The following is a 13,574-nucleotide window of genomic DNA, read 5'->3' on the forward strand; positions in this document are numbered from 1 at the left end:
GACCAAGCTGCGCACCCAGCTGCGCAGCGCTCTCTAACCGCGTCGCGCGGCGATCCCGCGCCGGGCACAATGTGGCGCGTGGCAGAGACTTTGCTGTTCCTCGATGTCGACGGCCCGCTCAACCCGTATGCCGGCAAGCCGACGCAGCGCCCCGAGGGCTACCTGACCCATCGCATCCGCCCCGCGTCCTGGGTGGACGAAACACTCTCGCATCGCCGGACGCTGCGACTGTGGCTGCATCCCGGGCACGGCGAGCGGCTGCTTGCCCTGCCGTACCGCATCGTCTGGGCCACGACCTGGGGTGCCGAGGCCAACGAGTGGATCAGCCCCCGCGTCGGCCTGCCCACCGACCTGCCGGTCGCGGCCGTCCCGGACAAGAATGCGACTGGTACGGACGGAGTGCACTCGAAGACCCGCCCGCTGCTCGACTACGCGGCCGGCCGCCCCTTCATCTGGGTCGACGACGAGATCACCGACGCCGACCGCCGCCATGTGGCCGCCCACCACCCGGCCCGCGCACTGCTGCACCGGGTCGACGCGCGGCACGGTCTGCGTACCGACGACTTCGAAGCCCTCCGAAAGGCCGTGATCTAACGGCCAGGAGCCGCCACCTGCCAGAGCGCACTGACGGGCACAGCCCGAAGCCTTTCGCCGAACGGAAGCGTGGCCGTCCCGGTGTACAGCACGACGCCCACGACAAAATCATCACCCAGCCGATCAGCCAACCGCCGCAGCCCCCGGAAATCGTCAGGTCCCACCGTGGATGCGGCCTTGACCTCGACGCCGACGACTTTGCCCTGACGGTTCTCGAGAACGGCGTCAACCTCGTACTGGCCCTGGTCGCGGTAGTGGTACAGGTCGGCGAGCTGGTCGGACCAGGTAAGTTGCCGAGCCAGCTCGGAGAGCACAAACGACTCGAGCAACGGACCGAACGGTGCGCCGGACCGAAGCAGGCCGCGCGCATCAGCCGCGACCTCGTTCGCAGCGATGCCCGAATCGACGAAGACAAGCCTGGGCGACGCGGTGGCGCGGGTGCCCAGATTGCGGGACCAGCCAGGTATGCGCTTCACGAGAAATATCTCCTCGAGCGCTTTCAGATACCGCGCGATCGTCGGCCGGCTCAACCCGAGCGATTGGACGTAAGCGTCGAAGAACCGCCCGCGACGACGTGGATCGTCCCGGGAGACCGCTTCCGGTAGGCCACCCCGCACGATCCGGGTGGCGTAGTCGGCCCGCGGCACGGTCGACTCATGCCGTAGATCCGGCCCGAGCGTGAACATGGCGTCGACGAAGCCGTCCGGGCCGCCGTCGATCTCGCCCTGGGAGAACGGCCACAGCTCTACCGTTTCCATCCGGCCGGGAAGCGCATCGGGGGCAGCTGCCATACCGAACAGGCGCGAGGACCCGGTCAGCAGGTATCGGCCCGGACGCTGATCCTCGTCGACAGACGCTTTGATGGCGAGCAGCAGATCGGGCGCACGCTGAATTTCGTCGATCACCAACAAGTGGGGCAGGTCGACAAAGCCGACAGGGTCGGCCAGGGCCGCGGCGCGGTCCTGGGCCCTGTCCAAGTCGCGGCGTTCGGCAAGGTGATTTTCGAATTGCAGGGCTCCGGGCTTTCGTTTTGCAGGGCATGTGATGTTCGATCTGCAGGATGCCGGGCGAGCTGTTGGCGCGGCTGGGGCAGCTGCTGCCCGGGTCAGGAGATGGCGGGGTCGGCGGGGCCCCGGTCGTGGAGTTCGTAGGTGGTGGTGAGGGATTCGGGGAGGTCGGGGACCAGTGCGTTGGTGCCGTCGATGACCTGGATGTAGTGCTCGTCCTGGAACAGGGAGCAGGTGCCGTCGGCGGTTCTGCCGAGGATGAAGAGCTGGGTGGGCAGGGTGGGGTCGCAGACGCGGCCGCGGACCGTGCCCGGGGCTTTGTCGTGGACGGTGGTCATGCAGACCTGGCTCGTGCCGTGGAGAGCGCCGAGGACGATCTGGTACTTGTCGCCGCGGGGGCGCAGGATCCACCGGGAGCGGTCGCCCGGGTCGGTGTCGGTGGTGGCTTTGACCTGGTCGTCGTCGCCGCGGCCGAGGGCGAGCACCGCGCCGTTCATGCCGGCCACCTCGATGCTGACCTGGCGCTTACCGTTGAGGATGGTCGCGGGCGCGGTGGCCGAGGGTGACGGGGGCGTGGGCGCGGCGACGGGGGGCGGAGCCGGGGACCGGGTCTGCAGGAAGGCGGCGCCGCCGGCTACGGCCAGGACGGCGAGGCCCGCGGAGGCGATGACGGTGCGGCGGTGGCGGCGGCGGTCGCTGCGTACGCGCAAGGTCTCGGCCGGGGGGAGTTTCGCCGCATGCTTGCCGCGCCCGGCGAGGGTGGTGAGGTCGTCGTGCAGGTCAGGCATGGTTCTTCTCTTCCTGGGGGAGGTCGGTGGGTGCCAGCAGGGCGGCCATCGTCCGGCGGCCGCGGACCAGGTACGACTTGACCGTGCCGACGGGGGTGTTCATCTCGGCTGCCACCTCGGCGACGGTGAGGTCGTTCAGGTGGTGCAGCACCACGGCGCGGCGTTGGTGGGGGTGCAGGTGGCGCAGGGCCTGCAGGAGGGCGACGTGGTCCTCGCTGAGACCGGGGACGGGCTGGTCGACGGCTTCGCGGCGGTGGGCGCGGAGCCGGTTGACCGTCTTGCGCCAGCTGCTCACGGCGATGCGGGACGCGACCCGGCGTACCCAGGCCTCCGGGCTGTCCGCGTCCCGGACCGCGGGCCAGCGCTGCCAGGCGCGCATGAAGGCCTCGGCGACCGCGTCCTCGGCCTCGCTACGGCTGCCGGTCAGCGCGTAGACGTGGCCGACGACGTTGCCGGCCGAGGCCGCGTAGAAGGCGTCGAACTCCTCGGCGTCACGCATCTGACCCGTTCCCTCCGGCGTTGTGGACCGTGATCATGTGGACCTGACGCCTGCGCGGCGTACGCGGTTGCAGGCGGTGCTGTGATCGGCAACACATAGACAGTGCTCAACCGGTACGGCGGCCCACGCGTCATCGTGGCGCCCCGGGACATTCCCGTGGGCGGAGAGGACGATGTGCGACGACGCACCCTGACGGCCGGCGTGCTGGCGGCCGTGCTGGTGACGGCAGTCCCGGCGGTCCAACGAGCGGAAGCACAGGAAAGCAAGCGGGGACAGGGCGGGGACACGAGCTTCACCCTGATCACCGGTGACCGGGTGACGGTGGGTGCGGACGGGCAGCCCGTGATCGAGCGGGGGCCGGGTCGCGCGGGCATGACGTTCGTGAGCAGCCGGGAGGGCGGTCACCGGTTCGTCGTGCCGGCCGACGCGCTGCCCCTGCTCCGTGACGGGCGGCTGGATCGGCGGCTGTTCGACCTCACCACGCTGGGCGAGTTCGGGTACGACGACCGGGCCGCCGCGTTGCCGCTGCTGGTCGCGTACCCGGAAGGAAAAATGCCGGAAGCCCTCGGCGCGGCACGGAGGCTTCCCGCCATCGGCGCCGCGGCCGTCAGCGCGGAGAAGGCCGGCCGGACCGCGCTCTGGACGACGCTGGCAGGCATGACCCACGTCTGGCTGGACGGCAAGCGCAAGGTCTCGCTGGACCGCAGCGTCCCCCGGATCGGCGCCCCGGCGGCGTGGCAGGCGGGCTTCGACGGCACCGGCGTGACCGTCGGTGTGCTGGACTCCGGGATCGACGCCACCCACCCCGACTTCGCGGGGCACATCGCGGTGGCCGAGGACTTCACCGGTACGGGTATCGCCGACACGGTCGGGCACGGCACCCACGTGGCGTCGACCATCGCGGGGAACGGCGGCACGTACCGCGGCGTGGCGCCCGGCGCGAAGCTGGCCGTCGGGAAGGTCTGCGCGGACGAGGAGTGCCAGGACTCCGCGATCATCGCCGGCATGCAGTGGGCCGCGCCCCGGGCGAAGGTCGTCAACCTCAGCCTCGGCGCCGACGACACGCCGGGCCTCGACCCGCTCGAAACGGCAGTTCAAGGGCTGAGCGCACAGTACGGAACCCTGTTCGTCATCGCCGCGGGCAACGAGGGCAAGCCGAGGACGGTGTCGTCGCCGGCCTCCGCGGACGACGCCCTCGCCGTGGCCGCGGTGGACGCCGACGACAACCGCGCGTACTTCTCCAGCCAGGGCCCGCGGATCGGGGACAACCACATCAAACCGGAGATCAGCGCGCCCGGTGTCGACATCACCGCCGCCGCGCCGGGCGGGGGCTACGCCACGATGTCCGGCACGTCGATGGCGACCCCGCACGTCGCCGGGTCCGCGGCGATTCTCGCGCAGCAGCATCCGGACTGGTCCGGCACGCAGCTCAAGGCCGCGCTGATGGGCTCGGCGGTCACGAAGCCGGGCGAGCTCTACCAGCAGGGTGCGGGCCGGGTCGACATCGGCAGGGCGGTCGCGCAACCGGTCGCCGCCGACGTCGCGGACATCGACTTCCCGGTGCAGCGCTGGCCGCACGGCGACGACACGCCGGTCACCCGGACGGTGGGTTACCTCAACTCGGGCGGTACGCCGGTGACCCTCGCCCTGTCCACCGGGACGTCGCCGAACGTCACGGTCAGCCCGGCCACGCTGGTCGTGCCCGCCGGGGGACGCGCCGGGGTCACGCTGACCGTGGACACCCGGGTGGAAGCGCCGGACGGGCTCGAGACCGGGGCGCTGAACGCGACAGGACCGGGAGATCTGCGGATCAGTACGCCGTACGCGCTGAACCGTGAGATCGAGTCCTATGACGTCACGGTGCCCACGACCGGCCGCGACGGGAAACCGGCCACGGTCGCCGAGACGGTTGCCGCGAACCTGAGCACCGGCGAGTTCACCACACCCGACGCCGGCGTCATGCGGCTCGCCAAGGGCCGGTACGCGTTGTACAGCACGATCCACGACGGCGACGTCACGACGCTGCTCGCCCAGCCCGTCCTGGACGTGCACGGTCCGGTCACCGAGGCGCTCGACGCGCGTACCGCGAAGCCGATCACGATCAGCGTCCCGGAGAAGGACGCGGCGCCCGTCGCGATCAACGTCAGCGCCAACTGGGACGACGGCATCAGGTACCCGGGCGTCCAGCTGAGCGCCGGCACGTTCGCGCAGGTCTACCTCGGGCGGATCGGCCCGCGGACCGAAGCCCCCGAGTTCAGTGCCACTCTCGGCATCGGGCTCGCCCGCCCGGGGCGGGACAGGACGTTCCGCAACAGCCCCTACTCGTACGACCTCGCGTACGTCCTCACCGGCGACATGTTCACCGGACTGACGAAGAAACCGGGTCCCCGCACCCTCGCCACGGTCCACGCCACCTATCGCAAGCAGACGTCGACGGCGACCGGCACCCGGTTCCATCGCGCGGCGGTGCCCGGCGGGCCCGGCCCGATCGGCGCGAGCACGGCCTTCGACCTGCCGTTCCACGCCACCGAGTACTACAACACCGACGGCGGGCTGGTGTGGACGACCACGTTCCTCGACGGCGACAACAGCACCGTCTCCGACGACACGTACCAGGCAGGGAAGGCGTACACCCGGACCTGGAACAACGCGCCGTTCGGACCCGGCACCGCGCCCGGGTGGGCGACCCGCGACGGTGACGTCATCGCCGTGCAGCCGCCGCTGTTCACCGACGCGTCGGGGCGCCCGGCGTCCCGCGACGACCTGCCGGTGCATTTCCGGCTGCTGCGCGACGGCGTCGTGGTGGGGGAGTCGAACGAGCTGCCGTTCGCGGAGTTCGAGGTGCCGGCCGGGCGGGCCGCCTACCGGCTGGAGGCGACCGTCACCCGCGGTGCCCCGGACACGCTGTCGTCGTCGGTCGCCGCGGTGTGGACTTTCACATCCGCACGTACCGATGAGGTGGTGGATCTGCCGTTGGTCACGCCGTCCGTCGCGCCGCGACTGGACGACACCAACACCGCCCGGGCAGGGAGCACTCTCGCCGTCCCGGTCGAGGCGGCCACCCGGGTGTCGGTGTCCTTCGACGACGGGAGGACGTGGATCGCGGTGCCGGTGGCCCGGGGGATCGCCACGATCACCCATCCCCGGCGGGCCGGGTTCGTGTCGCTGCGCCTCACCGCGGACGGCGCGACGGTGACGTTACTTAGGGCGTACCGGATGGCGTGACGGGCGTGCCGGGAGTGCCGGGCCCGAGGCCGAGGGGGACACCTCCGGCCCGGGCTCGGCCAGGGCGACGGTGACCGAGCCGACGCCGGTCTGGGCGTCGAGGGTGTTGCGTGCGTCGAGGATGTTGAAGACGGTGCTCGTGACCGTGCCGCCGGCGGCGCTGAGGGCGGTGACCTCGTACTGGCCGGGCGGGACGGTCACATCGACGTCGCCGGTGGCGGACTTCGCGCTCACGTTGGCGACCTCGGTCAGGGCGACCGTGACGTCGCCGTGGTCGGAGCGGGCGCGGACGCCGCCGGTTGCGCCGGTGATGGTGATGTTGCCGGCGGAGACACCCACGTCGGCGCTGCCGACACCCTCGAGGGTGAGATCGTTGGCGGTGATCCCGCCGCTGACGGCCACCCCGGCGGGTGCCTCGATCGAGTAGTCCTGGTCGCAGCGCAGGCCGCAGCTGGTGTTGATCAGCAGCACGCGGCCGTCCACGCGGTAGAACTTTCCCGGGTCGGACTTCGCGGTGGTGGTCCGGCGGATCGTGGTCGCGGCGTTCGGCGTGGTGCGCACGGTGACCTTCCCGTTGCCGCCCTCGAGCACGATCTGGGTGATCCAGTCCTGCACGGTGGTGTCATAGGTGTGCGCCGAGCCGCCGCCTCCGCAGCCCGCCAGCACCGCTCCCGCCACCATCGCCGTGACTACCGGCCCCGCGCCCCGTCCCCGGTTCATGCGCAGAAGATTAGCGGCCTCGCGCCGCCCGCATCGGGCGGGAGTGGGATGGGAGGTCGCGGCCGTTCGATGCGGCCCGCGTGGTGTGAGCGCTGCGGGCACGGTTGGCGTACATGGAAGAAGCGCCGCCCCCGACGGAGGCGGCGCCGGAAATGCCAGGGTCAGCTGGCGCCGCTGTTGTTCCAGTTGAGACGGGTGAGCAGGGCGCGGCCCTCGTCGGCGACCTCGGCATCCGCGGTGACGGCGTACTGGGCGGCCTGCAGGGAGCTGCGGGAGGTGAAGTCGCGGCGGCCGCCGGTCATGGCCTGGGCGATCGCGCCGAAGACGGCGCCCCAGACGGCGCCGATGAGCAGGCCCAGGAAGATGACGCCGTACCAGTTGGCGTTGCCGAAGATGCCGAAGAAGAGGCCGATGAACAGGCCGAACCACGCGCCGCTGGCCGCGCCGGCGCCGGCCGCGCGCAGGGTGGTCATGCGGCCGAGGACGTTCTCGACCAGGCGCAGGTCGGTGCCGATGATGGCGGTGCGCTCGACCGGGAACTTGTTGTCGGACAGGTAGTCGACCGCCTGCTGGGCGAGGGCGTAGTCGGCGTACGTGCCGATGGTGAGCGACGGGCCGGTCCGGTCCGCGCCCGCCTGGGCCAGGGGGTCGGCGGCGGGGAGGACCGGGACGCCGGCCGGGCCCGGGGGGACGGCGCCGGCGGTGGGTTCGGTCGCGGGGGAAGTCGGGGTGGTCATGGGGTGCCTCCTGCGAAGGGCGATTCGGGCTGGGGCGCGGGGGTGGGGCGGTCGCCTGCTGCCAGACGTACCCAGATGGCGAAGGTTGCAGCGACCACTGTGGTGACCGCCGCAATTCCGGCGGCGAAGACGTAGCGTCCGGAGACGAGGTCCGGGGTGAGGTGCTCGCCGAGGGCGAGGGCGCTGAAGCCGACGACGGCCGCGACGGCGCTGAGGGCGCCGACGACGCCGAAGATCCACATGGCGATGCGGTTGGGGCGGGCGGTGACGCCGGTGATGCGTACGCGGCCGAGGCGAACGACCGCCGAGGCGAGCGCGCTCCAGGCCAGCACCACGAACAGGGCCGCGACGGTGTCACTGGGGCGGTGCCATTCCGCCCAGACCGTGGCGACGGCGATGGTGGTCGTGTACGCGGCCCCGATCATCGCGACGGTGCCCCGGATGGCGTAGGGGAGTACCAGGATCAGGGCGAACGCGACGGACGCGGCGGCGGTGGTGTGCCCGCTCGGGAAGGAGTTCGGCATGCCCGTGCCGTCGAGGTCGGGGCGTTCGAGGTAGGTCTTGAGCAGCCGGGTGCTGGCGTTGGCGCCGAGCACGAGCAGCGCGGCGGCGATCGCCAGGTCCTTGCGGCGGCGGACGAAGCCGATCAGCGCGGCGGCGACGCAGATGGCCACGAGGCTGACCAGGGTCGTGCCGTTGAGGGCGCGCTGCATGACCTCGACGAAGCGGGGGTGGCTCACGTCGGCGCCACGCATGGCCAGGGTGTCCGCCTTCTGCCCGATCGTGGTGAGCACGCAGACGTAGTACGCGGCGGCGACGCCACCGGCTGCGAGCAGCGCGACGAACAGGTTCCCGAACACGCTGGTGGCACCGCGGCCTCGGGAGTCCACGGCGGGGGATGGGGCGGCCACGGCCGTCATCGGGGGGTCCTCCTGGGGGGTGAGGTGGGCGGCTCAGCTTTGCCCATACCGCCAGGGTTTCAACCGCCCGGAATATAGCCCTGTCACCCGGCGGGGGACGTGGCAACCCGACTGCACCCCGCATCGCTCTCGGGCGGCAACGGCGCACCGAGACCTTCGAACAGAGCCGAGGCACGGATGCCGACGCCGCGATCGAGGGGATGTCCATGACGCACACCGCCCGACGACTGCTCACTGGGCCGTTGCTGCTCGCCGCCGTATGCGCCGGGTTCGCAGCGCCGCAGGCTGCGAGCGCCGCCGCCACCGGTGTCGCCACGACCGTCAAGGTGACGGGCTCACTCAAGGTGCGCTCGGCGCCGTCGCTGACCGCCCGGGCGGTCGGCACGCTGCGCGGCGGGGACAAGGTCACCGTGGTCTGCCAGACCGCGGGGCAGAAGGTACGCGGCTCCGTGCGCACCTCGGCAGCCTGGGACCGCCTCGGCACCGGCCGCTACGTCTCCCACGCGTACGTCACCACGTCGAAGAAGATCCCGGTCTGCGCCGCCGAGTCCGGTGCCGCCGTCCCGACCAAGGCCAAGCCGGCCACCGCCGCGAACGCCAAGCGTTTCGTGGTCGGCACGGTGAAGAGCCTCGAGGGCAAGGTCAATCTGCGCTCGGCGCCCGCGACATCCGGAGCAGTGCTCGCATCGGTGAACACCGGTCGCAAGATCAACCTGCTCTGCAAGGTCGCCGGGGAGAGCGTCACCGGCACGGTCCGGACCACGAAGCAGTGGGACCGGACGTCGGTCGGCACCTACATCTCGCACGGCTTCATCTACTCGGGCCCGCTGCCGGTCTGCGCGGGTGCCGTGGTCAGCGACGAGCCGGCGGTCACGCTGACCCCGGAGCAGTTCATCCGGGCATCGGTCGCCGGTGCGCAGCGGGGCTGGCGCGAGTTCGGCGTCCCGCCGTCGGTCACGATCGCCCAGGCCATCCTCGAGTCGGGCTGGGGCCGCAGCGGCCTCGCCGCCGTGGACCGGAACTACTTCGGCATCAAGTGCTTCAACGGCGCGTTCGGCAGGTACGCGGACGGCTGCCACGTCTACAACACCCAGGAGTGCACGAAGGCCGGCACCTGCTTCGCGACCACCGGCGCGTTCCGGACGTACCCCACCATGGCCCACTCGTTCCGGGACCACGGCAGCTTCCTGCGGGTCAACCCCCGCTACGCCGGCGCGTTCGACTACACCACCGACGCGAACAAGTTCATCTTCAAGATCTGGAAGGCCGGGTACGCCACCGACCCCAACTACGTCACGAAGGTCACCGGGATCATGGCCGCCTGGAACCTGTACCAGTACGACACCTGGAAGTAACGCTGAGTCAGGTTGTGTGCAATTTAGTTGTGCACAACTAAATTGCACACAACCTTTCTGGGGCGCGCGGGCGGCAACGGGCGCCGCGGGTTGCGGGAAGCGCACGGACGGCACCTCCGTCGGCGGAACCTCGTCGGCGGGGGTGTTCTGCGTCCTATGCTCCTGTCAGTGAGCAGCAGAAACGGGCCGAGCGCGTGGCAGGGACGCTTCGTCGGTCCGCTGCTCGCCGCGAACGTGCTCGTCGTCGGTCTGACCGCGACGCTGCTCACCGTCGGGGCGCTGCGCGAGGACCAGCGCGCGGCGGCCGCCCGGGTGATGGATCAGCGCACCGCCGTCGCGCGGACCGCGGTGACGACGGAGACCGGCCGCTACCGCGACCTCATGCAGGCGGTGGCCGCGGGTCTCGGTACCAACACCCGGCTCACGTCGTCCGACTTCACCGCCGCCACGGCCCCGCTCGACCGGGCGACGCTGCCCGGAGCCACCTCGGTCGCGTTCGTGGTCCCGGCGGCGGCGGGCCGGGTCGCTGCGACCCAGGCTCTCTGGCGCAGCCGCGGGGCCGCGGATCTCGAGCTCAAGCCGAAAGGTACGCCCGCCGAGCACTACTTCTCCGTCTTCCAGCGCACCCTCAACAACAACGAGGAGCGCCCCGCCGGTATCGACGTGGCGGAGTCCCCGGAGGGTGCCGCGGCGCTGGTGGAGGCGCGGCACACCGGCCGGCCGACGGTCTCCGCGGCGTACGTGCTGCTGCGCGACCGTGACCTGCCCGCCAACCGCCAGCAGCTGTCGTTCCTGTTCGTGACGCCGGTCTTCGCCCCGGAGTTCCAGGGCTGGCTCGCGCTCGGGCTGCACGGCGAGGACTTTCTCGGCGGCGTGCTCAGCGAGGCCAGCCAGGGCCTGCTCGACGGCCGGCTGTACGCGTTCGACGGCGCCGGCAAACGCGTCCAGGTGGCCTCGTACGACGCGAGGGGCCGCCTCGACCTGACCCGCACGGCGAGCTTCCCCGTCGCGGACCGGCAGTGGACCCTGGTCACGAGCGCCGACTCGCGCAACCTGCCCGGGGCCCGGACGAGCACCCCGGCAACGGTCCTGCTCGGCGGTCTCGTCGTCACGCTGATGCTCGCGCTGCTGGTCTGGATCCTGGCCACCGGCCGGACCCGGGCCCGCAAGGAGGTGCTGGTCGCCACCGCCGAGCTGCGCGCCGCCGAGGCCGAGAGCCGCCGTCAGGCCGGTCTGCTCTCCGCCGTCATGACCAGCATCGGCGACGGGGTCGGCGTCGTCGACGAGGACGGGCACTTCCTGCTGCACAACCCGGCGGCGAAGGGGCTGCTCGGCATCTCCGACGACATCGACGAGCCGGAGGGCTGGCAGGAGCACTACGGGCTGTTCCGCGGGGACGGGCGCACCCCGTTCCCCCTGGAGGAGCTGCCGCTGATGCGGGCGCTGCGCGGTGAGTCCTGCGACGGCGTCGAGATCCTCATCCGCAACGGCCAGCGCAAGGACGGCATCCTGGTCAGCGTCGACGGTCGCCCGCTCGACCCGAGCGCCGGGCAGCACGGCGCGGTCGCGGTGTTCCACGACATCACCGAGCTGCGCCGCTACGAGACCGACCTGGCCGTCTTCGCCGGGGTGGTGGCGCACGACCTCAAGGCGCCTCTCGCGATCATCCGCGGACACTGCGAGACCGCCGCCGACGAACTCGCCGACGCCCCCGAGGGCCCGGAGGTGTTCGAGGCGCGCGCGGCGATGGACCGGATCGCCAACTCCGTGGACCGGATGGCCGCGCTGATCGACACGCTGCTCGCGTACACGACGTCGCGGGACGCCCCGCTGAAGCTGGAGACCGTCGCTCTCAGCCCGCTGGTCGCCGACGTGATCGCGCAGCGCACCGAGCACGTACGCCCGGACGGCGCCGCCCCCGACTTCTACGTGGGCCGGCTCCCCGAGGTCCGGGCCGACCCGGCGATGCTGCGGCACGTGCTCGACAACCTGATCGGCAACTCGCTCAAGTACGTCCCGAGCGGCCGGGGCGCGCGGATCGACGTGACCGCGGGACCGGGGGCGCCGGGCTGGACCCGGATCGAGATCGCCGACCGCGGCATCGGCATCCCCGACTCGGACAAGCCCAACATCTTCGACTCGTTCCACCGGGCCCCGGCGGCCGCCCGTTACGCCGGCAGCGGGCTGGGCCTGGCGATCTGCCGCCGCATCGTGGAACGCCACGGCGGCAGGATCGGCGTGTCCGACAACCCGGGCGGGGGCACGCGCTTCCACTTCACCCTGCCGCTCGCCGCCGTGACCCTGGACCGGGCCCTCGCCGAACGCGCCGACGTGGTCGAGCTGACCCGCCTCGGAGAAAACGTCAGACCGGCCGGAGAAAACGTCAGGCCTGCCGGAGAAAGGGTCAGGCCGACCTGAGAAAGAGCCAGGCCGGCGGGGGAGAGCGTCAGGCCGGCCGGGGTGGCAGGAGCGACGCCACGCACGCCAGGAGCTGGGCGGGCAGGAACGGCTTGAGCAGAGTGGCGCTCGCACCGGCCTCCGCGGCGCGGGCGTCGCCGGGCAGCATCGAGCCGCTGGCCAGGACCACGGGGATGTGCCGCAGGCCCTCGTCCGCGCGGATCGCCCGGCACAGGTCGAGCCCGGTCATCTTCGGCATGTCGACGTCGGTGACGACGATGTCGGGCAGGTGCTTGCGTACCGCTTCCAGGGCTTCCTCACCGTCGGTGGTGGTGACCACCTCGTGCCCGGCCCTCTCGAGAGCCCGGCGCAGCACGAACAGAATGTCCTCGTGGTCCTCGGCGACGACGATCATGGCCCCGGCCTCCGGTTTTGCGTTGTAGTCGCAGGGTTAAAGACCGAGGCCACGTCCGGACACGGGCACGTGACCAATTTCCTTGTCGTCCCCAGGAGTTAGATGGGGGTATGACGATTGCTTCCGTACCCCTCGACGGGGGCCTCTCCATGCCGTTGCTCGGCTTCGGCACCTGGCAGATCGAAGGACAAGCCGCGTACGAAGCGGTCCGTGAGGCTCTCGAGGCCGGATACCGGCACCTCGACACCGCGACGGTCTACGGCAACGAGGCCGAGGTCGGGCGTGCTCTGGCAGACAGTGGCGTACCCCGCGACGAGGTGTTTGTAACCACCAAGATGCCCGCTCATCAGGCCGGGCAGGAGCGCGAGGTCCTCGCGGCGAGCCTCGAGGCCCTGCGCGTGAGCACCATCGACCTCTGGCTGATCCACTGGCAGCCCAGTGCGGGGCACTCCGTGCCGATGTGGCGTGCGATGCTCGCCGCCCGCGACGAGGGCCTCGTCCGGGCCGTCGGGGTCAGCAACTATGACATCAAGGACATCGACGAGCTGATCGACGAGACCGGGCAGAAGCCCGCCGTGAATCAGATCAAGTGGGGTCCCAGCCTGTACGACCCCGCGCTGGTCGCCGAGCACCGCGACCGGGGCGTCGTCGTCGAGGGCTACTCGCCGTTCAAGACCACGAACCTCAAGGACCCCGTCCTGACCCGGATCGCGTCCGCACACGGCGTCGACACCGCCCGGGTGGTGCTGCGCTGGCACATCCAGCACGGGATCGTGGTCATCCCCAAGAGCGTGACGCCCGAACGGATCTCCCGGAACGCCCAGGTCGGTGGTTTCGTGCTGTCCGAGGACGAGATGGCCCAGATCGACAAGCTGCGGCGATAATCACCAGGCGCTCGGGGGCGCGGATGCCTATTG

General features: G+C 71.3%; 11 protein-coding genes and 1 pseudogene. 5 read left to right on the forward strand and 7 right to left on the reverse strand.

Annotated features, from left to right (window positions below):
• The first annotated feature begins 78 nt into the window (after positions 1-78).
• The gene (locus Aco04nite_RS11865; protein WP_244875920.1) at positions 79-594 is read left to right on the forward strand and encodes an HAD domain-containing protein; all 516 of its coding nucleotides are present in this window, start codon (positions 79-81) and stop codon (positions 592-594) included.
• On the opposite strand, the pseudogene Aco04nite_RS11870 reads toward Aco04nite_RS11865, so the two are convergent.
• The 3 genes and pseudogenes from Aco04nite_RS11870 to Aco04nite_RS11880 form a co-directional block, all read right to left on the reverse strand.
• A pseudogene (locus Aco04nite_RS11870) lies at positions 591-1,595 on the reverse strand (ATP-binding protein); the annotation flags it as partial. The gene Aco04nite_RS11865 and the pseudogene Aco04nite_RS11870 sit on opposite strands and share 4 nt — an antisense overlap.
• A 104-nt stretch (positions 1,596-1,699) precedes the next feature.
• The gene (locus Aco04nite_RS11875) at positions 1,700-2,389 is read right to left on the reverse strand and encodes a hypothetical protein (RefSeq protein WP_212997296.1); all 690 of its coding nucleotides are present in this window, start codon (positions 2,387-2,389) and stop codon (positions 1,700-1,702) included.
• Positions 2,382-2,888 (reverse strand): SigE family RNA polymerase sigma factor, encoded by a 507-nt coding sequence (locus tag Aco04nite_RS11880; protein WP_212997297.1) that lies wholly within the window; start codon positions 2,886-2,888, stop codon positions 2,382-2,384. Before Aco04nite_RS11880 ends, Aco04nite_RS11875 begins: the two co-directional genes overlap by 8 nt.
• Before the next feature lie 174 nt (positions 2,889-3,062).
• On the opposite strand from Aco04nite_RS11880, the gene Aco04nite_RS11885 reads away from it, so the two are divergent.
• On the forward strand, positions 3,063-6,113 hold the full coding sequence (locus Aco04nite_RS11885) for a S8 family peptidase (RefSeq protein ID WP_212997298.1): 3,051 nt from the start codon (positions 3,063-3,065) through the stop codon (positions 6,111-6,113).
• Here Aco04nite_RS11885 and Aco04nite_RS11890 read toward each other — a convergent pair.
• From Aco04nite_RS11890 to Aco04nite_RS11900, 3 genes are all read right to left on the reverse strand, one after another.
• Positions 6,087-6,833 carry a DUF4097 family beta strand repeat-containing protein gene (locus Aco04nite_RS11890; RefSeq protein WP_212997299.1) on the reverse strand — a complete coding sequence of 249 codons (747 nt, stop codon included), beginning with the start codon at positions 6,831-6,833 and terminating at the stop codon, positions 6,087-6,089. The two genes, Aco04nite_RS11885 and Aco04nite_RS11890, sit on opposite strands and share 27 nt — an antisense overlap.
• A gap of 161 nt (positions 6,834-6,994) precedes the next feature.
• Positions 6,995-7,570, reverse strand: coding sequence for a YflT domain-containing protein (locus tag Aco04nite_RS11895; protein WP_212997300.1), 576 nt, complete (start codon positions 7,568-7,570; stop codon positions 6,995-6,997).
• Positions 7,567-8,490, reverse strand: coding sequence for a phosphatase PAP2 family protein (locus Aco04nite_RS11900; RefSeq protein ID WP_212997301.1), 924 nt, complete (start codon positions 8,488-8,490; stop codon positions 7,567-7,569). Before Aco04nite_RS11900 ends, Aco04nite_RS11895 begins: the two co-directional genes overlap by 4 nt.
• Positions 8,491-8,696: 206 nt before the next feature.
• Here Aco04nite_RS11900 and gsmA point away from each other — a divergent pair, with 206 nt between their 5' ends.
• Both gsmA and Aco04nite_RS11910 read left to right on the forward strand, forming a co-directional pair.
• On the forward strand, positions 8,697-9,845 hold the full coding sequence (gene gsmA / locus Aco04nite_RS11905) for a sporangiospore maturation cell wall hydrolase GsmA (protein ID WP_212997302.1): 1,149 nt from the start codon (positions 8,697-8,699) through the stop codon (positions 9,843-9,845).
• A 168-nt stretch (positions 9,846-10,013) separates the two neighbouring features.
• On the forward strand, positions 10,014-12,263 hold the full coding sequence (locus tag Aco04nite_RS11910) for an ATP-binding protein (protein WP_244875921.1): 2,250 nt from the start codon (positions 10,014-10,016) through the stop codon (positions 12,261-12,263).
• Between the two features lie 28 nt (positions 12,264-12,291).
• Here Aco04nite_RS11910 and Aco04nite_RS11915 read toward each other — a convergent pair whose 3' ends face one another.
• A complete protein-coding gene (locus Aco04nite_RS11915; RefSeq protein WP_212997304.1) occupies positions 12,292-12,657 on the reverse strand; it encodes a response regulator in 366 nt (121 codons plus the stop codon).
• A 110-nt stretch (positions 12,658-12,767) separates the two neighbouring features.
• Between Aco04nite_RS11915 and Aco04nite_RS11920 the strand changes: the two genes are divergently transcribed.
• Positions 12,768-13,541 (forward strand): aldo/keto reductase, encoded by a 774-nt coding sequence (locus Aco04nite_RS11920; RefSeq protein WP_244875922.1) that lies wholly within the window; start codon positions 12,768-12,770, stop codon positions 13,539-13,541.
• The last annotated feature ends 33 nt before the right edge of the window (positions 13,542-13,574 follow it).

Origin of the sequence: Winogradskya consettensis (assembly GCF_018332715.1) — a bacterium.
Classification (GTDB): domain Bacteria; phylum Actinomycetota; class Actinomycetes; order Mycobacteriales; family Micromonosporaceae; genus Actinoplanes; species Actinoplanes consettensis.